The 16427-nt window shown below is 62.1% G+C and carries 19 protein-coding genes and 1 pseudogene; 8 read left to right on the top strand and 12 right to left on the bottom strand.

The features are described 5' to 3' along the window. Nucleotides 1-28 precede the first annotated feature (28 nt). Entirely contained in the window at nt 29-844 is an 816-nt protein-coding gene (locus J4D28_RS09585; protein ID WP_009050763.1) for a M48 family metallopeptidase, read from the bottom strand. Nucleotides 845-1012: 168 nt separating this feature from the next. On the opposite strand from J4D28_RS09585, the pseudogene J4D28_RS30655 reads away from it, so the two are divergent. Then, a pseudogene (locus tag J4D28_RS30655) lies at nt 1013-2401 on the top strand (HAMP domain-containing protein); the annotation flags it as partial. A gap of 12 nt (nt 2402-2413) precedes the next feature. Continuing rightward, nucleotides 2414-3256: a methyl-accepting chemotaxis protein gene (locus J4D28_RS30650; protein WP_404940513.1), complete on the top strand. Its 843-nt coding sequence runs from the start codon at nt 2414-2416 to the stop codon at nt 3254-3256. Nucleotides 3257-3481: 225 nt separating this feature from the next. On the opposite strand, the gene J4D28_RS09575 is transcribed toward J4D28_RS30650, so the two are convergent. The 3 genes from J4D28_RS09575 to J4D28_RS09565 are packed head-to-tail and all read right to left on the bottom strand — an operon-like array spanning nt 3482 to nt 4589. Beyond that, nucleotides 3482-4102, bottom strand: a complete 621-nt coding sequence (locus J4D28_RS09575; protein WP_016703569.1) for an SOS response-associated peptidase — start codon at nt 4100-4102, stop codon at nt 3482-3484. A 34-nt stretch (nt 4103-4136) separates the two neighbouring features. Next, nucleotides 4137-4397 carry a putative signal transducing protein gene (locus J4D28_RS09570; RefSeq protein WP_009050766.1) on the bottom strand — a complete coding sequence of 87 codons (261 nt, stop codon included), beginning with the start codon at nt 4395-4397 and terminating at the stop codon, nt 4137-4139. A gap of 9 nt (nt 4398-4406) precedes the next feature. Then, nucleotides 4407-4589 (bottom strand): CPXCG motif-containing cysteine-rich protein, encoded by a 183-nt coding sequence (locus J4D28_RS09565; RefSeq protein ID WP_009050767.1) that lies wholly within the window; start codon nt 4587-4589, stop codon nt 4407-4409. 139 nt (nt 4590-4728) lie between these two features. Here J4D28_RS09565 and J4D28_RS09560 point away from each other — a divergent pair, with 139 nt between their 5' ends. Continuing rightward, entirely contained in the window at nt 4729-5898 is a 1170-nt protein-coding gene (locus J4D28_RS09560; RefSeq protein WP_036985434.1) for a 1-acyl-sn-glycerol-3-phosphate acyltransferase, read from the top strand. 116 nt (nt 5899-6014) lie between these two features. Here the strand turns inward: J4D28_RS09560 and J4D28_RS09555 are convergent, their stop codons facing one another. Then, nucleotides 6015-6305: a hypothetical protein gene (locus tag J4D28_RS09555; RefSeq protein ID WP_009050769.1), complete on the bottom strand. Its 291-nt coding sequence runs from the start codon at nt 6303-6305 to the stop codon at nt 6015-6017. Nucleotides 6306-6492: 187 nt separating this feature from the next. Here J4D28_RS09555 and J4D28_RS09550 point away from each other — a divergent pair, with 187 nt between their 5' ends. Next, on the top strand, nt 6493-6699 hold the full coding sequence (locus J4D28_RS09550; protein WP_009050770.1) for a hypothetical protein: 207 nt from the start codon (nt 6493-6495) through the stop codon (nt 6697-6699). Nucleotides 6700-6839: 140 nt separating this feature from the next. Here the strand turns inward: J4D28_RS09550 and J4D28_RS09545 are convergent, their stop codons facing one another. Continuing rightward, complete coding sequence (locus tag J4D28_RS09545; protein ID WP_009050771.1) at nt 6840-7424, bottom strand: YajG family lipoprotein; 585 nt, start codon at nt 7422-7424, stop codon at nt 6840-6842. A gap of 206 nt (nt 7425-7630) precedes the next feature. On the opposite strand from J4D28_RS09545, the gene J4D28_RS09540 reads away from it, so the two are divergent. Then, the gene (locus tag J4D28_RS09540) at nt 7631-7864 is read left to right on the top strand and encodes a hypothetical protein (protein WP_092417690.1); all 234 of its coding nucleotides are present in this window, start codon (nt 7631-7633) and stop codon (nt 7862-7864) included. A 732-nt stretch (nt 7865-8596) separates the two neighbouring features. Beyond that, nucleotides 8597-10108, top strand: coding sequence for a malate dehydrogenase (quinone) (mqo, locus tag J4D28_RS09535; RefSeq protein WP_009050773.1), 1512 nt, complete (start codon nt 8597-8599; stop codon nt 10106-10108). 90 nt (nt 10109-10198) lie between these two features. Here the strand turns inward: mqo and J4D28_RS09530 are convergent, their stop codons facing one another. The 4 genes from J4D28_RS09530 to J4D28_RS09515 all read right to left on the bottom strand — a co-directional run bounded on the left by J4D28_RS09530 (nt 10199) and on the right by J4D28_RS09515 (nt 12240). Continuing rightward, entirely contained in the window at nt 10199-10486 is a 288-nt protein-coding gene (locus J4D28_RS09530) for a PA4642 family protein (RefSeq protein WP_007928384.1), read from the bottom strand. A gap of 63 nt (nt 10487-10549) precedes the next feature. Continuing rightward, nucleotides 10550-11035 (bottom strand): hypothetical protein, encoded by a 486-nt coding sequence (locus J4D28_RS09525; RefSeq protein WP_028683374.1) that lies wholly within the window; start codon nt 11033-11035, stop codon nt 10550-10552. Nucleotides 11036-11205: 170 nt separating this feature from the next. Next, nucleotides 11206-11679 (bottom strand): WbuC family cupin fold metalloprotein, encoded by a 474-nt coding sequence (locus J4D28_RS09520; protein ID WP_028683375.1) that lies wholly within the window; start codon nt 11677-11679, stop codon nt 11206-11208. A gap of 3 nt (nt 11680-11682) precedes the next feature. Next, entirely contained in the window at nt 11683-12240 is a 558-nt protein-coding gene (locus J4D28_RS09515; protein WP_007928381.1) for a hypoxanthine-guanine phosphoribosyltransferase, read from the bottom strand. Between the two features lie 166 nt (nt 12241-12406). Between J4D28_RS09515 and upp the strand changes: the two genes are divergently transcribed. Both upp and J4D28_RS09505 read left to right on the top strand, forming a co-directional pair. Beyond that, nucleotides 12407-13045: a uracil phosphoribosyltransferase gene (gene upp, locus J4D28_RS09510; RefSeq protein ID WP_007928379.1), complete on the top strand. Its 639-nt coding sequence runs from the start codon at nt 12407-12409 to the stop codon at nt 13043-13045. 2 nt (nt 13046-13047) lie between these two features. Further along, nucleotides 13048-14322, top strand: coding sequence for a uracil-xanthine permease family protein (locus tag J4D28_RS09505; RefSeq protein ID WP_041984212.1), 1275 nt, complete (start codon nt 13048-13050; stop codon nt 14320-14322). Nucleotides 14323-14411: 89 nt separating this feature from the next. Here J4D28_RS09505 and hemH read toward each other — a convergent pair whose 3' ends face one another. After that, nucleotides 14412-15428 (bottom strand): ferrochelatase, encoded by a 1017-nt coding sequence (gene hemH / locus J4D28_RS09500; RefSeq protein WP_016703574.1) that lies wholly within the window; start codon nt 15426-15428, stop codon nt 14412-14414. Between the two features lie 13 nt (nt 15429-15441). Next, nucleotides 15442-16344 carry a TIGR01777 family oxidoreductase gene (locus J4D28_RS09495; RefSeq protein ID WP_028683377.1) on the bottom strand — a complete coding sequence of 301 codons (903 nt, stop codon included), beginning with the start codon at nt 16342-16344 and terminating at the stop codon, nt 15442-15444. Nucleotides 16345-16427 lie beyond the last annotated feature (83 nt).

Genomic DNA, 16427 nt, shown 5'->3' with positions numbered 1-16427 from the left:
CACTGTCGTCAACAACGACGCCTGACGATCAGGGCCTCTTGGCCTGCTGGTACAACGGCATCACCTTCGGAATCGCCGCTTCCAACGAGGAAATACGACTGCCGGACGCCGGGTGAGTACTGAGGAATTCAGGTGGCGCGCCTTCCGAGGCCTTGCTCATCTTGTTCCACAGGGTGATGGCCGCGTTCGGGTTGTAGCCGGCGCGGGCCGCCAGTTCCAGGCCGATCAGGTCGGCTTCGTTTTCATTGCCGCGGCTGTTGGGCAGGGTCATCAACAGGTTGACCCCGTTGTCGCCCACGGCGACCGCTTCCTGCGGCGCGCCGGCGATCAGGGCGATCTGCTTCAGCGCACTGACCCCGTAGGCCTTGGACATCGCTTCACGACCGTGCTCGCGCAAGGCGTGGGCGATTTCATGGCCCATGACCGCGGCGATTTCATCGTCGGTCAGTTGCAGCTTGTCGATCAGGCCGCTGTAGAAAATGATCTTGCCGCCAGGGCCGCAGTTGGCGTTGAGTTCATCGCTCTTGATCAGGTTGACTTCCCAGTTCCACTGCGCGGAATCCGGGCGGAAAACCGGGGCCTGGGCAATCAGCCGGTTGGCGATCGCCTGGATGCGCTTGGCATTGGCGCTGGACTTGTCCAGCACGTTCTTGCTGTTCGCTTCGCCGATCTTCTGCTGATAGGACTGCGCGTAGGACTGGTTGACCTCATCGCTCGACAGCATGCTGAACATGTACTGCTTGCGATCGACGCCGACAGCGCCGCCGCTGGTGGTGTTGACCGACTGGCAACCCGACAGCAGCAACGCAGCGGTGAGTGCACCCAAAACCTGCTTCTTACTCATGAAAACGCTCCCTGAAAACATGGCGCGTATCCTAGGCGCAGTTGTGTATCGACGCCAGATACAACGGACGTGTAGCACGCTGTTTTCAGCTACAGGGCAGCGTAGGAAAAAATTCACAGAACCCTCCCCGCCGCGCCCGACAACGCCCGGCAGCTGTCCATTTGCGACATGTCAGCCTACAAAACAGTCATTTTTCCGATCCTCGCTCATGGTCGGCGAGGGCCTTGCCGATACAGCGGGGCAGACGTCATTCCTGCGTCCGGAGCCCTTATGAAATTCAAGTCGATCCAGTTTTCCGTGGCCGCCCTGGCCGGTGCCATCGTCCTCAGCGTGGTCGTTGCCCTGGTGCTGTACGCCCTGTTCGCCGGTGCCCGGACCCAGGAGATGGTGCAACAGCGAACCCAGGCTCAATTCGAGCAAGTCATCGAACAGCGGCTGGTCGGACTGGCACAGACCCAGGTCAGCCAGATCCAGCGTGAACTCGAGGCGCCCCTGCTGATCGCCGGCGGGCTGGTGCGGGTCAACGCGCTGATCGGCAGCAAGGGCGCGGACGGCAATCCACAGCTCAATCTCAGCCGCGAACAGCTGATCAGCCTGATCAAGGAAAACGTCGCACAGAACCCGAAGATTCTCGGTGCCTATATAGGCTGGGAAAAGAACGCCATCGACCATAACGACAGCGCCTATGTCGACACCAAGGTAGTGGGTATCGATGCCAGCAACGGGCGCTTCCTGCCGTGGTGGTTCCGCAACGAAGATGGCAGCCTGGGCCTGGACAAACTGGTGGACGTGGACGACCAGAAAGTCCTGTCCACCGGCGTACGCGCCAGCGAGTACTACCTGTGCTCAAAGGAAAGCAGGAAATCCTGCGTGATCGATCCGGCGCCGTACAAGGTCGGCGACAAGATCGTCATGCTTGCCTCCTTTATTGAACCCATCCTGCTCGACGGGGCCTTCCAGGGCATCGTCGGCGCCGACCTGTCGGTGAACTTCATCCAGGACATGCTCCTGGGCGCCAACCAGAAACTCTACAACGGTGTGGGCGAGATGGCCCTGATCGGTGGTAATGGCCGGCTGGTGGCCTACACCAAGGACCCGAGCAAGTTCGGCGAAAAGGTCAGCGACATTCTCGACAGCGAAGAAGTCGCCAAGCTCGGCAACCTCAAGCGCGGCGAAGTGAACTACAACGTCGACCAGGCCCACGGGCGGATCGAGCTGTACCTGCCGTTCGGCATTGGCCAGACCGACGCCCGCTGGACCCTGATGCTGCAACTGCCGCTGGACGCCGTCATGGCCGACCTGCAGAAACTGCAAAACGACCTGGCCGAACAACGCCAGGCCGACACCCTCGGCATGGCCATGGTCGGCCTGATCATCGCCGGCCTCGGCCTGCTGGTGATCTGGCTGGTGGGCCACGGCATCGCCCGTCCGCTCAAGCAGATGGTGGCCATGCTCGACGATATCGCCCAGGGCGAAGGCGACCTGACCCGCCGCCTGAGCAGCGACCGCGCCGACGAACTGGGCTCGATCGCCAAGGGCTTCAATACCTTCCTGGCCAAGCTGCAGGCGATGATCAGCCAGGTGGTGACCTCGGTGCAGAGTGTCAGCGACTCCTCCGAACACACCGCCGATATCGCCATTCGCACCAACCAGGGCGTGCACAAGCAGATGGCCGAGATCGACCAGGTGGCCACCGCGGTGCATGAAATGACTGCCACCGCCCAGGACGTGGCCCGCAATGCGACCCAGGCCGCGCAAGCCGCCAACCATGCCGACCAGGCCGCCAGCCAGGGCATGCGGATCGTGCGCGACACCTCGACCGCGATTGGCGCCCTCGCCGTGGAGATCAGCAGGGCCGTGGGCGTCGTGCAGACCCTGGCCAAGGACAGCGAGAACATCAACGCGATCCTGATCGCCATTCGCGGCATCGCCGAGCAGACCAACCTGTTGGCCCTCAACGCCGCCATCGAAGCCGCCCGCGCCGGCGAACAAGGCCGAGGCTTTGCCGTGGTGGCCGACGAAGTGCGCAACCTGGCGCAGAAGACCCAGCAGGCGACCGAAGAAATCCAGTCGATGATCCAGCAGTTGCAGCAAGGCACCCGCGATGTGGTACGGGTCATGGAAGACAGCCAGAACCGCACCGACGAAAGCGTGCAGCACGCGGCGAAAGCGGCCGAGGCCCTGGAAACCATCACTCAGGCGGTGTCGGTGATCAACGACATGAACACCCAGATCGCCAGCGCCGCCGAAGAGCAGAGCGCCGTCGCCGAGGACATCAACCGCAACGTGATCAATATCGGCCAGGTGGCCAACGAAGTGGCGGGCGGCGCCGACGAGTCCAGCGCGGCCAGCGCCGGCCTGACCAAGCTGGCCGAGCAGCAGCGGCGCCTGATCAATCAGTTCAAGGTGTAAGCCGCTGCGACCGGCCGCAAAGCAGGCGTGGCCCGTACTAACGCTCAAGGTCTTGCGGACCTTGCGCAGCCTTCGGCAGCGGCTACAGGGATTGCGGCGCGACTCAAGAGCCCGGCACCGACTCTGTAGCCGCTGCCGCAGGCTGCGATCGAGCTGGGCGGCACTCCGTGCGAAGCGCTCGCTGATTCAGGCCACACGATTCCGGGTTGGCGCCACAGGACGGCGTCAACCCGGGGTCAGGCATTCCGGGGCATTGAGCTTCGGATCGTTCACCAGGTTGGCCAGCACCCGCTCGCGCAAGGCGGCCGGTGGGCTGGCCAGCAAGGCTTGCAACACCGGCAATGGCGTCTGTGGGTCGAGCCAGGCTTCCTGGCCCTGGGCATCGAGGATCAATGGCCGACGCTGGCTGGCCGCCGGCTGGGTGACCACCGCGGTGCTCAGCCAGACCTGTTCCTGCACCGGATAGGCTTCCCAGATCGCCGCGAAGAACAGCGACGAGCCCTCCCCTGGCGTCAGCCAGTACGGGCGTTTACGGGTGCCGCCGCGCCATTCGTAAAAACCGTTGGCCGGCAACAGGCAGCGGCGCTGGCGAAAGGCTTCGCGAAACATCGGCTGTTCGGCCAGGGTTTCGGCACGGGCATGGGCCGGGGTGCGCGACAGATCGGTCAGCCAGGGCGGCGTCAGGCCCCAGCGGGCGCGGGCGAGGTTGCGCTGGCCATCGCTGCTGCGCAGGATCAGCACCGAATCGTTGGGCGAGATATTCCACTGCGCCTGCTGATCCGCCGGAAATCCGGGCAAGGCGGCAAACGCTTGGTTCCAGCGAAACAGGGCATAACGTCCACACATGGGGCAAACAACTCTCGGAAAATCGGCGGCCAGCCTAACAGATCAGCACGCCAGCATGATTGGCCGGCTCGTCGCCGGGCATCGGCAGCGCGGCATTGTACGCGGCGATCAGCTCCCGGGCGTATTGCGCCTGGTCGTTATCCACCGCCAGCCCAAGCAGGCCGAACGCCGGCAACTCACCGGTGCCGCCGAGCAAATCCCGCCCCACCAGATGCGCTTCGATCCCCTCGCTGGCCAGCATGCCCTGGAGCAATTCCCCTTCGAGCAGGTTTTCCGGTTCGTAGACTCGCTGCATATAACCCCCTCACTCGTTTTCGCTGTGCACCTCGAGCATCCATTCCTCACCGTCGGTCTGCAACGTGAACACAATGGGCCGGCAACAGACCGGACAATCCTCGATGTACTGCTGATCGCCGCCGGACAGGTCCAGCACGGCCTCGGCCTCTTCACCGCAGTAGGGACATTGATAGCGTTCGGTTTCCAGCATCGCGGCCTCCGGAGTGACTTGTGCGTATAATCGCCGGTCTATTTGCAGGGCTATTGAGATCTGAGCTTACTTTTCAGACCGCGCCCGGCTATTTTTCGATCCAAACCTTTTCTTACCTAGCCGTTTCCAACAAGAGAGCATGATGGGCGAATTCGATGCCATCCGACCTTACGACGACAGTGAAGTACCAGCGGTGCTGGCTCGACTGCTCGGCGACAAGGCGTTTCTAGATATCCTCACCCACTTCCGCTTCCCGCGCTTTGCCGGCGCTTTCGGCTGGCTGCTCAAACCCCTTATAGCTCATCGGTTGCGTCGTGAGTTCGCCGCGGTCACTTCGGTGGCGACCCTGCAGGACAAGGTCGAGTTCTACGTCGACCACACCATCGAGCGGGCCACCGACGGCGTGACCTACACCGGGGTCGAGCAATTCAAGTCCGGCAGCGCCTACCTGTTCATCGCCAACCACCGCGACATCGTGATGGACCCGGCCTTCGTCAATTACGCGGTGTACCACGCCGGATTGCCGACCCCGCGCATCGCCATCGGCGACAACCTGCTGCAGAAGCCTTTCGTCAGCGACCTGATGCGCCTGAACAAGAGCTTCATCGTGCACCGTTCGATCACCGGACGCCGGGAAAAGATGGCCGCCTACCAACTGCTGTCGGCCTACATCAACCACTCGATCCGCAACGATTGCGCGTCGATCTGGATCGCCCAGGCCGAAGGCCGGGCCAAGGACGGCGATGACCGTACCGAGTCGGCGATCCTCAAGATGTTCCACATGAGCCGCAAGGACGAGCCGTTCGGCGAGGTCATCCAGTCGCTGAACCTGACCCCGGTATCGATCAGCTACGAATACGACCCTTGCGATCAGGCCAAGGCCCGCGAGCTGTATATCCGCGCCACCACCGGCAGCTATACCAAGGCTCCGGGCGAGGACGATATCAGCATCGCCAAGGGCATCACCGGCTATAAAGGCCGGGTCCACGTGAACTTCGCCGCGCCGATCAGCGAGTTGTTCGAGGACACCAAGCAATTGGCGGTGGAGATGGACCGGCAGATCCTCGGCGGCTATCGCCTGTTCCCGGTGCATTACCTGGCCTACGCCCAGTGGAGCGATGCCGATCCGGAGCTGCAGGTTCCGAGCGCGGCCCAGGTGTTCCCGGCGGACGAACTGGCCAAGGCCCAGGAAGAGTGGCAACGGCGCCTGGACGCCTGCCCGGAGGAGCATCGCCCGTACCTGGTGCTGCAATATGCGACGCCGGTGCGCAATCAGTATCGGGTCAAGGCGGGACTGGCCTTGCCATAACGCTCACCGCACACAACAACGGCGCCTTCGGGCGCCGTTGTCGTTTCTGTACGTTGATTGCGAGTAACGCCCCTTGTAGGAGCGAGCTTGCTCGCGATAGCGATCTGCGGGCCACATCAGAACCGGGTGCTGATCCACGACACCAGCAACGCCAGCCCCAGGCAGGCAAAACCGAAACGGTAGAAGAACCGGTTCATGCGCAAGGTCGCATCATCCAACGTCTGCGCCGGTAGCGGTTCTTGGGAACGGGATTGGCCCTGGGCGGCCAGATTGGCCAGTGCGCGCTGCTCGCGACGTCGGGTGGCGTGCAACAACCAGCTGCCGGGAAAGGCGAACAGCAAGGCAAGAATATTGATCAGCTTGGCGGGGTGGGCGCTGAACAGCGACCAGATCAGTTGCAGCGACATCACGAACCTCGAATGAAACCGGATAACGAGCCCTGGCGGCTCGCGGCGCGGATTTTACCCAAAGGCCCACTTTCTGCCTGGGCTTTCCGACAGATAACAACCCGTTGGCCGGTTAATTCGCCCTGTCATACGTTCGTCATACAAACAGGCCAGTCTGGCGCCCCTCGAAACCGACACGGAGCTTGTCATGCTGCACGCAGAAAACCAGGATCGCCTCTACCTGATCGCCCCCAGCGACGAACAGGAAGCCTTGGTCGGTGGCCTGGCCTTCAACGTCCAGGACCGCCACTGGCTGGTGTATTGCGCCCTCGGCGGGCACCAGCATGCGGACCTTCCGGAAACCGATCTGCTGACAGGGGTCAGCGTGCTGGATTTTTACGTCGAGGCGGCGTGAGGCCAGGCTCGAAACAAATCGACAGCCAATAAAAAGCCCGGCTTCTGTGGAAGCCGGGCTTTTTTGTGTCCGGAGCTTAAGGCGTCAAGCAAGGCTCTATGAGCCTTATCGCAACCTGCGGCAGCGGCCACAGGCTCAGATTATTCGCCGAGGATCTGGCCGATGCTCGGGTCCTTGAACAGGCGGGTCAGGGCATCGCTGAGTACGTCGCTGACCAGCTTGGTATTGGTTTCCTGGTTCGGCGCCATGCCGAAACGCTGGTCCAGGGACGCGCCGTAACGACCGCTGTAGCGGCGGTTGGCGTTCTGCACATCGGAGCGGAAGGTCGCACCGATGGTGGCCTCAGTCACGTACAGGCCTTCCTTGGGCGACTGATACTTCAGCTCGGTCAGGGTCACAGTCAGCTGTGGGGCATTCAGCGCGTTGGCGGTCGGGGTAAAGCCCAGCAGGCGTACCGCAGCTTCGGCCTGGGCCTGCAGCTTCGGCAGGATCTGCGCGCCCTGGACGGTAATCGCGCTGGTTTCAGGGTAAAGCCCGCCACGGGTACCCAGGGTCGGCGACGGACGGCCGTCGACCACTTTCACGACCACCGGCTGGCCATGGCCGACCGGCGCGAGCTGAGTGGTGAGCTTCGGTTCCGGGCTGAGTTGTTGCGGGCTATGGGCGCAACCAGCCAGCGTCAAACTGGTCACAGTGATCAAACCGAACAACAGGCGTTGCAACATGCTCATTTCTCCAGAAATCAGGCACAGACAGGCGCGCAGTATAGCGGGGGTCGGCGGCCGCTAACCAGCGGCCCGGCGCGAGTCAGTCAGCTCTCATACAGGTTCGGTGCCAGGCGCTTGCTGTAACCTCCCCGTCACGAGCGTTACATGGCCATGTAACGCCCAGGCGGCATTCTTCATCGCAACTGCCCAACAGGTACATCGCCATGCATTTCCTCTGGTCCTTGTTCGCTCCGCGCCAGAAATACCGCAGCTTCGCCAAGCTCGACCCACAGGGCCGTTGCCAGGCGTTCAAGCACTGCAAAGTGCCGCCAATGGGCGACGGCTGGGTGGAAATCGAGGAAATCCGTCTCAACTGGTTGCACCAGCCGCTCCCCGCCAGCGCCCGTGTCAGCCCACGCATTGCCCGCACCCGGGTACAACCGATGATGGCTACCTGACCAAAAGCCTAATAAAAGTCATTAAACAGGATCATTTCTGCGCGTTTCTTCGTTACAATCTCCCCCCGATTATAAGGACGTCTCCTGATCGGGCCTCGCAGCATCGCTGACGCATCAGCATCAGCTCCCCCGCATTGCCCACAGAGAGCCGCCCACACAGATCGAGTGAAGCCGGTGTGCTTGCTGTTCATCTTGCAAACCACCGCTTTTCGCGCATCTGCAGAGCTGCCATTGCTCGGCCACTGAGCTGTTCGCCCGTTAATGCCACGTGTTCCATGTCGGCATTCACCCCTCGGGCCGGTGCCAGGCTTGGACAGCCCTTTTTTGAGGTTCACGTCTTCAAAAGAGCGTGAAAAAACGGGTTTTCACAACTTCACAAGAGTGTGGCGAGCAAATGAATAGTTTTGCGTCTGTACTGGCACCATTAGCGTCTACAACAGCCCGATTACACAGGACCGAGCACGCCTCAGATACTTGCGCTTGAAGCCTGTCCGCTACGGATTTGGTTGCACAAACGGACTCTTGACCATAAGTCGAATTGCCCGCCCTGCCCTGAAATGCGTTCATACGCGGATCAGGCCTGGTTGGTAGCGTCCGTCGAAGTTGCGAAAAATTGCGAAGATTCGGACATGGCGATCCTGGCCATGAGTGACCTGGGGCATAACGTGAACCGCCCCCTACTCCTGGCAGCTATGCCGTCAATTTGGTGCTGCAGATTTTGGAGACGCGTTAATGGCGCATAACGAAGCAGTAGACGTCGTATTGGTTGGGGCCGGCATCATGAGTGCCACCCTCGCTGTACTGCTCAAAGAACTCGACCCCGCGATCAAGCTGGAAGTCGTCGAGCTGATGGATTCGGGTGCCGCGGAAAGTTCCAACCCGTGGAACAACGCCGGTACCGGCCATGCCGGCCTTTGTGAGCTGAACTACACGCCACAGGCCGCCGACGGTTCCATCGATATCAAGAAAGCCGTGCACATCAACACCCAGTTCGAGGTGTCGAAGCAGTTCTGGTCCTATCTGACCAAGAAAGGCACCTTCGGCTCGTCCAAGTCCTTTATCAGCCCGGTGCCGCACCTGAGCTTCGTCCAGGGCGAGAACGGCGTGTCCTTCCTGAAGAAGCGCTATGAAGTGCTGAGCAAGCACCACGCTTTCGCGGACATGGAATACACCGAGGACAAGGCCAAGATGGCCGAGTGGATGCCGCTGATGATGCCTGGCCGCCCGGCTGACGAAGTCATCGCCGCCACCCGCGTGATCAATGGCACCGACGTCAACTTCGGCGCCCTGACCAACCAGTTGCTCAAGCACCTGACCAGCGCACCCGATGCCCAGGTCAAGTACTGCAAGCGCGTGACCGGCCTGAAACGCAACAAGGACAACGGCTGGACCGTGAGCATCAAGGACGTCAACAGCGGCAACAGCCGCGACGTCGATGCCAAGTTCGTGTTCCTCGGCGCTGGCGGCGCGGCGCTGCCGCTGCTGCAGGCTTCGGGCATCGAGGAGAGCAAAGGCTTCGGCGGCTTCCCGGTCAGCGGCCAGTGGCTGCGTTGCGACAACCCGGAAGTGGTCAAGCGGCACCAGGCCAAGGTCTACAGCCAGGCGGCCGTAGGTTCGCCACCCATGTCCGTGCCGCACCTGGACACCCGTGTGGTCGATGGCAAGAAATCCCTGCTGTTCGGACCTTACGCCGGCTTCACCACCAAGTTCCTCAAGCACGGTTCTTTCATGGACCTGCCGATGTCGGTTCGCGCCGGCAACATCGGCCCGATGCTGGCGGTGGCTCGCGACAACATGGACCTGACCAAGTACCTGGTCAGCGAAGTGATGCAGTCCATGGAGCAGCGCCTGGAATCCCTGCGTCGCTTCTACCCTGAAGCCAAAGCCGAAGACTGGCGCCTGGAAGTGGCCGGCCAGCGGGTGCAGATCATCAAGAAAGATCCGAAGAAAGGCGGCGTGCTGCAGTTCGGCACCGAGCTGGTCGCAGCCAAGGACGGCTCTCTCGCCGCGCTGCTTGGCGCTTCGCCAGGCGCTTCGGTGACTGTCTCGATCATGCTCGAACTGATCGAGCGCTGCTTCCCGGCCAAGGCGACCGGTGAGTGGGCCAGCAAGCTCAAGGAAATCTTCCCGGCCCGTGAAAAGGCCCTGGAAACCGACGCTACGCTGTATCGCAAGATCAACAGCGAGAACAACGTCAGCCTGGAGCTGGTCGAGCAGAGCAGCGAAGCCGAAAGCTACGCTTAAGCCGCGCTCATGAAAAACGCCCCGCTCTCTTGGAGAACGGGGCGTTTTTTATGGCCGCTTAAAGACAACCACAGCCGGCGCAGCGCGTTTTCAGCCGCGGGCTTTTTCGATCAGTTCGATGTAATCGGCGGCGTTACGCTGGTCCTGGATCAGGGCCACGAAGTCCTTGCCATGTTCGTCCTTGCCATCCAGGTCGTAGCCGGCCTCGACGAAGAACACCAGAAAACGTTCGAAATCGTCGATACGCAGGCCACGATAGGCCTTGATCAGCTTGTGCAGGGACGGCGAAGTGGCGTCGGCCGGCTCGAAATCGAGGAACAGTTTGATCTGCGCATCGCCGATCTCGTCACCAATCACTTGTTTCTTATCTTTACGCATTGCCGACTCCAGCTCGCAGACATTTCACGGGGCAGGCAGTTTACCCCCAGGCCGCGTCGGGCCTCAACGCGAGCGTACCGCGCCGGTGTGCAGATCGGCCCAGATGTGGCCGTTGGCGTAGCTGAGGAACTGGCAATACACCGTGTCGTTGCGCAGCAGGTCCATCACCACCCGATACTGGGCCAGCGGGTAGAACAGGGTGAGGGTCTTGGTCTTGTCGTCGAACTGCGGCTTTTTCAGGCTTTTGCTCTCGCCGTCGAAGTTCACCAGCACCTGGCTGATGGTCGCGCCCTTGTTCAGCGGCTTGCCCTTGAGGCGGACCAGCAGCGGCGAGGTCACCGGGATCGGTTGCTGGTTGGATTGGCGCTGGCTGCCGATGACCACCGAGTACTCGGTGACCTGCAACAACTGTTGCTGCTCGGGGGCGGCATCACGCAGGGTCAGGTCATCGGGGGGCAGGAACTGCGCGTGCATGGGCGCAGGGGCGGCGGCCAGGGGCAGGCTCAGGATCAGAACAAAGGCCGCGCAACTGCGAATCAAAAGGCTCATGAGGGACTCCAGGCAAGAGTGATGCACTCTAGCATGGGTTGTCCTTTCCACCCTGTAGCCGCTGCCGCAGGCTGCGATAGGTCCGCAGGACCTCTGACATCCTTGAGATCGCTACGAGCGTGCCGCTCGATCGCAGCCTGCGGCAGCGGCTACAGGAGCGAGGATGGCGCTCAGTCGAACTGGGCGCGCATCCAGGCCTGGTACTCGGCCACACCCGGCTCGCCCTCGCGGGGCGCCCAAGCGGCCAGTTCGCCCTCGCCGACCGGACGATAAGGCCCGGCCTTGCATTCGAACATCAGGCTATCGGGCTCAAGCACCACCAGGCCGTGGTAGACGCCGACCGGCAGGTCGACGCCCATGCAATCCCCACCCGCCTGCAGCACCCGCTTGCCCAGCACTTGACCGGCGTCGTCGAAAATCAGCAGGCCCAGGCGCCCCTTGAGCACCAGCAGGGTCTCGGCCTTGTCGTCACCTAGATGGCGATGGGGCGGGATGTAGGTGGAGGGCTGCAGCCCCACCGCCATGCGGTGACAAGGCTCTTGCATCTGATGGAAGTTGTGGTGGTGGCGACCACGGGGGCTGGCCGAGGCTTTTTCGGCCAGTTCGGCAAACAGCGACTGATCCAGAAAGCTCGGCTCGCTCATGATTCACATGCCCTTGACGGCAAAGATGCCGGCGGCGTTGCGCCAGTAACCCTTGTAGTCCATGCCGTAACCGAAGATGTAGCGATCCACGCATGGCAGGCCAACGTAGTCGGCTTTCAGGTCGGGACGGGCCTTGCGGTCGTGGTCCTTGTCGATCAGCACGGCGGTGTGCACCGCGCGGGCGCCGGCGTGTTTGCAGAAGTCGATGATCGCGCCCAGGGTATGACCTTCGTCGAGGATGTCGTCGATGATCAGCACGTCACGGTCGATGAAGGACACTTCCGGCTTGGATTTCCAGAACAGCTCGCCGCCGCTGGTTTCGTTGCGATAGCGGGTGGCGTGCAGGTAGGAAGCTTCCAGCGGGAATTTGAGGTGGGTCAGCAGCTTGCCGGAGAAGATCAGGCCACCGTTCATCACGCAGAAAACCACCGGATTGCGCTCCGCCAGTTGTTCATTGATTTGTGCACCGACTCGGGCGATGGCCGCCTCGACCTCAGCTTCGGTGTACAGGCAGTCAGCCTCGCGCATGATTTGACGGATATGCTCGAGATCAGCGGACATGGCGCTCTCCAGGGGGGTGGCAGTTTCGGAAAAGCGAGCAAAGGTACGCATCCGGCCCGGTCAGATCAAGCGTTTCTGGACTAACGTACTTAGATGTCTATAGGACAACACCCTCGGATAGATTAATCTAGGCCGGTTTTTTTGCCCGCCGCCGGAGCCTTTCCCTATGCCCATCCGTGAGATCCGCCATCCGCTGATCCGACACAAACTTGGCCTTATGCGCCGCGCCGACATTAGCACGAAGAACTTCCGCGAGCTCGCTCAGGAAGTCGGTGCCCTGCTGACGTACGAAGCCACCAAGGACCTGCCACTCGAATCCTATGAAATTCCGGGTTGGTGCGGCCCTGTCCAGGTCGAGAAGATCGCCGGCAAGAAGATTACCGTGGTACCTATCCTGCGCGCCGGTATCGGCATGCTCGAAGGCGTGCTCAGCCTGATCCCGGGCGCCAAGGTCAGCGCCGTGGGCGTAGCCCGCAACGAGGAAACCCTGCAGGCGCACACCTACCTGGAAAAACTGGTTCCGGAAATCGACGAGCGCCTGGCCATGATCATCGACCCGATGCTCGCCACCGGCAGCTCCATGGTCGCGACCATCGACCTGTTGAAAAAGGCTGGCTGCAAGGACATCCGCGCCATGGTGCTGGTCGCCGCTCCCGAAGGCATCGAAGCCGTCGAGAAAGCTCACCCGGACGTGACCATCTACACCGCTTCCATCGATCAGAAACTCAACGAGCACGGCTACATCATCCCGGGCCTGGGCGATGCCGGCGACAAGATCTTCGGCACCAAGCAGAAGGACGCCTGAGCATGCAGGATGAGTTCAACGATCCGCTCTGGCGCCAGGTGCTGTCTGGCGCGCAGATGCTCTTCGTGGCCTTTGGCGCGTTGGTGTTGATGCCGCTGATTACCGGTCTCGACCCCAACGTGGCGCTGTTCACGGCGGGTCTCGGGACTCTGTTGTTCCAGCTCGTGACCGGGCGCCAGGTACCGGTATTCCTGGCCTCCAGCTTTGCCTTCATCACCCCGATCATTCTCGCCAAGGGCCAGTTCGGCCTGGCCGCGACCATGGGCGGCGTGATGGCGGCCGGTTTCGTTTATACCTTCCTGGGCCTGGCGGTGAAGATCAAGGGCACCGGTTTCATCGACCGGCTGCTGCCGCCGGTGGTAATCGGCCCGGTGATCATTTCCATCGGCCTGGCCATGGCCCCGATCGCCGCCAACATGGCGATGGGCAAGGCCGGTGACGGCAGCGAGCTGATCCATTACCAGACGGCGATGATGATCTCGATGCCGGCGCTGCTCACCACCCTGATCGTCGCGGTGTTCGGTAAAGGCATCTTCCGCCTGGTGCCGATCATCTCCGGCGTGCTGGTGGGCTTTGCCCTGTCGTTCTACTTCGGCGTGGTCGATACCGCGAAGATCGCCGCGGCGCCCTGGCTGGCACTGCCGCACTTCACTGCGCCGGAGTTCAACTGGCAGGCGATCCTGTTCATCGTTCCTGTGGCCCTGGCTCCCGCCATCGAGCACATCGGCGGAGTGATCGCGGTCGGCAGCGTGACCGGTCGCGACTACCTGAAGAAGCCTGGCCTGCATCGCACCCTGTTCGGTGACGGCATCGCCACCACCGCGGCCGGCCTGTTCGGCGGTCCGCCCAATACCACCTACGCCGAAGTGACCGGCGCGGTAATGCTGACCAAGAACTACAACCCGAAAATCATGACCTGGGCGGCGATCTTCGCCATCAGCCTGGCGTTCATCGGCAAGTTCGGTGCGCTGCTGCAAAGCATTCCGGTTCCGGTGATGGGCGGGATTCTCTGCCTGTTGTTCGGCTCGATCGCAGCGGTGGGCATGAACACCCTGATCCGTCACAAGATCGACCTGGGCGAAGCCCGCAACCTGGTGATTGTCTCGGTGACTCTGGTGTTCGGGATTGGCGGGGTATTGATCGGTACCGGTACCGGACCGGACGACTTCGGCCTGAAAGGGATCGCCCTGTGCGCCATCGTCGCGATTGCGCTGAACCTGATCCTGCCGGGCAACGATGGCTGGAAGAACAAGAAGGCTGACGAGCCGCTGATCTGAGGATCTGCGTCAGCCGGAAACCTATCGCGGGCAAGCCTCGCTCCTACAGACGGTGTTGTCAGTAGGAGCGAGGCTTGCCCGCGATGCTTTTACAACGCCAAAGGCGCGCGCTCGCACAAGGCGTTCAATGCCTTGGCCCATTGCGGGTCGTCGTTCAGGCACGGCACCAGCACCAACTCCTCCCCTCCCGCTTCGCGGAACTGCTCGCGACCGCGATCGCCGATCTCTTCCAGGGTCTCGATGCAGTCGGCGACGAACGCCGGGCACATCACCAGGATCTTCTTCACCCCCTGCCGGGCCAGCTCATCCAGACGCGCCTCGGTGTAGGGCTCGATCCATTTGGCACGCCCCAGACGGGACTGGAACGACACCGACCACTTGCCGTCCGGCAGCCCCATGCGCTCGGCGAATGCCCGAGCCGTGTTCAGGCACTGGCCGCGGTAACAGGTGGCGGCCACCTCGGGGGTTGCGTCGCGGCAGCAATCGCCGTCCAGGCTGTGGCCGGGATTGAGTTTTTTCAGGTGCCGTTCGGGCAAGCCATGGAAGCTCAACAGCAAATGATCGAAGTCCTGTTGCAGGTGCGGCCTGGCACTGGCCACCAGCGCGTCGAGGTACTCCGGCTGATCGTAAAACGGCTGCAGCACCGAAAGCTGTACATCCAGCTTCTTGTCGCGAATCACCCGTCGGGCCTCTTCCACCACCGTGGTCACGGTGCTGTCGGCGAACTGTGGATAGAGTGGCGCCAGGGTGATTTTCTTCTGCCCCTGGGCCACCAGGCGCAGCAACGCCGACTCGATGGACGGCTCGCCATAACGCATCGCCAGCTCCACCGGGCCGTGCTTCCACTCACTCGTCATGGTTTCCTGCAGACGGCGGCTGAGCACCACCAGCGGCGAACCCTGCTCCCACCAGATCGAGGCGTAGGCATGGGCCGATTGCTCCGGACGCTTGATCAGGATCAGCGACACCAGCAGCCGCCGGACCGGCCACGGCAGGTCGATCACGTAAGGGTCCATCAGGAATTGATTGAGGTAGCTGCGCACATCCGCCACCGAGGTGGAGGCCGGCGAACCCAGGTTGACCAGGAGCAACGCGTGATCGGTCATGCAACGTCCTATTTCAGAGGCGGCTGGACAGGTCATCCAGGGCCGCGCGCAAATCAGTGAACTGGAAAGTGAATCCGGCGGCCAACAACCGCGCAGGGACCGCGCGTTGACCACCCAGCAACAACAACGACAATTCCCCCAGGCCGACGCGCAAGACAAAGGCCGGCACCGGCACTACCGCCGGCCGGTGCAAGACGCTGCCCAGGGTCTTGGCGAATTCGCGATTGCGCACCGGCTTGGGCGCGCAGGCATTATAAGGACCGCTGGCATCACTGCGGTGCAGAAGAAAATCAATCAGGGCGATTTGATCCTTGATATGAATCCACGGCATCCACTGCCGACCGTTGCCGATCGGCCCGCCCAGGGCCAGTTTGAAGGGCAGCAGCAAGCGCGACAAAAAGCCGCCCTCGGCCGCCAGCACCAGGCCCGTGCGAATCAGCACCACACGCACGCCCATGGCCTCGGCACGTTGCGCGGTCTCCTCCCAGGCGATGCATAACTGGCTGGCGAAATCCTCACTGACCGGGGGCGAGTCTTCGTTCAGCTCGCGCTCCCCGCCATCGCCATACCAGCCCACCGCCGACCCGGAGATCAACAACCCGGGTTTCTGCCCGCGGCTTTCCAGCCAGGCCAGGAGCTTTTCGGTCAGGGTAATTCGGCTGCTCCAGAGCAGCGCCTTGCGCTTGTGGGTCCAGGGCCGATCGGCGATCGGCGCTCCCGCCAGATTGATGATGGCGTCGACCGGCTCCTCCGCAAGTTCGTCCAGGCGGGCGATGCCGCGGACCTGGGTGCCACACAGTTTGGGCACCTCGGCAGGCCGACGACTCCATACGGTCAACTGATGGCCCTGGGTCAGCCAGTGACGGCAGAGTTGACGTCCTATCAAACCAGTACCGCCGGTCAGCAATATGTGCATGACATCTTCCTCGCGTGGCGTTTTACCCGGATCACTAGTCTATTTTTATAAGCAGGGATCTTTTCAATCGGGCAGGCTCTGTG

The organism is Pseudomonas sp. GW531-T4 (assembly GCF_017349615.1).
Lineage (GTDB): Bacteria > Pseudomonadota > Gammaproteobacteria > Pseudomonadales > Pseudomonadaceae > Aquipseudomonas > Aquipseudomonas chlororaphis_I.
Note: the sequence above shows the minus strand (reverse complement) of the source record. Positions and strands in the feature narration are given on the sequence as shown.

What these genes read in the sequence shown, in the direction of transcription:
- J4D28_RS09515 (WP_007928381.1), bottom strand. Translation starts at nt 12,240, where the DNA reads ATGTCCGCTGATCTCGAGCATATCCGTCAAATCATGCGCGAGGCTGAC.
- J4D28_RS09550 (WP_009050770.1), top strand. Translation starts at nt 6,493, where the DNA reads ATGCTGCACGCAGAAAACCAGGATCGCCTCTACCTGATCGCCCCCAGC.
- J4D28_RS09560 (WP_036985434.1), top strand. Translation starts at nt 4,729, where the DNA reads ATGATGGGCGAATTCGATGCCATCCGACCTTACGACGACAGTGAAGTA.
- J4D28_RS09555 (WP_009050769.1), bottom strand. Translation starts at nt 6,305, where the DNA reads ATGTCGCTGCAACTGATCTGGTCGCTGTTCAGCGCCCACCCCGCCAAG.
- J4D28_RS30650 (WP_404940513.1), top strand. Translation starts at nt 2,414, where the DNA reads ATGATCAGCCAGGTGGTGACCTCGGTGCAGAGTGTCAGCGACTCCTCC.
- J4D28_RS09505 (WP_041984212.1), top strand. Translation starts at nt 13,048, where the DNA reads ATGCAGGATGAGTTCAACGATCCGCTCTGGCGCCAGGTGCTGTCTGGC.
- J4D28_RS09575 (WP_016703569.1), bottom strand. Translation starts at nt 4,102, where the DNA reads ATGTGTGGACGTTATGCCCTGTTTCGCTGGAACCAAGCGTTTGCCGCC.
- J4D28_RS09565 (WP_009050767.1), bottom strand. Translation starts at nt 4,589, where the DNA reads ATGCTGGAAACCGAACGCTATCAATGTCCCTACTGCGGTGAAGAGGCC.
- J4D28_RS09585 (WP_009050763.1), bottom strand. Translation starts at nt 844, where the DNA reads ATGAGTAAGAAGCAGGTTTTGGGTGCACTCACCGCTGCGTTGCTGCTG.
- J4D28_RS09495 (WP_028683377.1), bottom strand. Translation starts at nt 16,344, where the DNA reads ATGCACATATTGCTGACCGGCGGTACTGGTTTGATAGGACGTCAACTC.
- upp (WP_007928379.1), top strand. Translation starts at nt 12,407, where the DNA reads ATGCCCATCCGTGAGATCCGCCATCCGCTGATCCGACACAAACTTGGC.
- J4D28_RS09525 (WP_028683374.1), bottom strand. Translation starts at nt 11,035, where the DNA reads ATGAGCCTTTTGATTCGCAGTTGCGCGGCCTTTGTTCTGATCCTGAGC.
- J4D28_RS09520 (WP_028683375.1), bottom strand. Translation starts at nt 11,679, where the DNA reads ATGAGCGAGCCGAGCTTTCTGGATCAGTCGCTGTTTGCCGAACTGGCC.
- J4D28_RS09545 (WP_009050771.1), bottom strand. Translation starts at nt 7,424, where the DNA reads ATGTTGCAACGCCTGTTGTTCGGTTTGATCACTGTGACCAGTTTGACG.
- J4D28_RS09540 (WP_092417690.1), top strand. Translation starts at nt 7,631, where the DNA reads ATGCATTTCCTCTGGTCCTTGTTCGCTCCGCGCCAGAAATACCGCAGC.
- hemH (WP_016703574.1), bottom strand. Translation starts at nt 15,428, where the DNA reads ATGACCGATCACGCGTTGCTCCTGGTCAACCTGGGTTCGCCGGCCTCC.
- J4D28_RS09530 (WP_007928384.1), bottom strand. Translation starts at nt 10,486, where the DNA reads ATGCGTAAAGATAAGAAACAAGTGATTGGTGACGAGATCGGCGATGCG.
- J4D28_RS09570 (WP_009050766.1), bottom strand. Translation starts at nt 4,397, where the DNA reads ATGCAGCGAGTCTACGAACCGGAAAACCTGCTCGAAGGGGAATTGCTC.
- mqo (WP_009050773.1), top strand. Translation starts at nt 8,597, where the DNA reads ATGGCGCATAACGAAGCAGTAGACGTCGTATTGGTTGGGGCCGGCATC.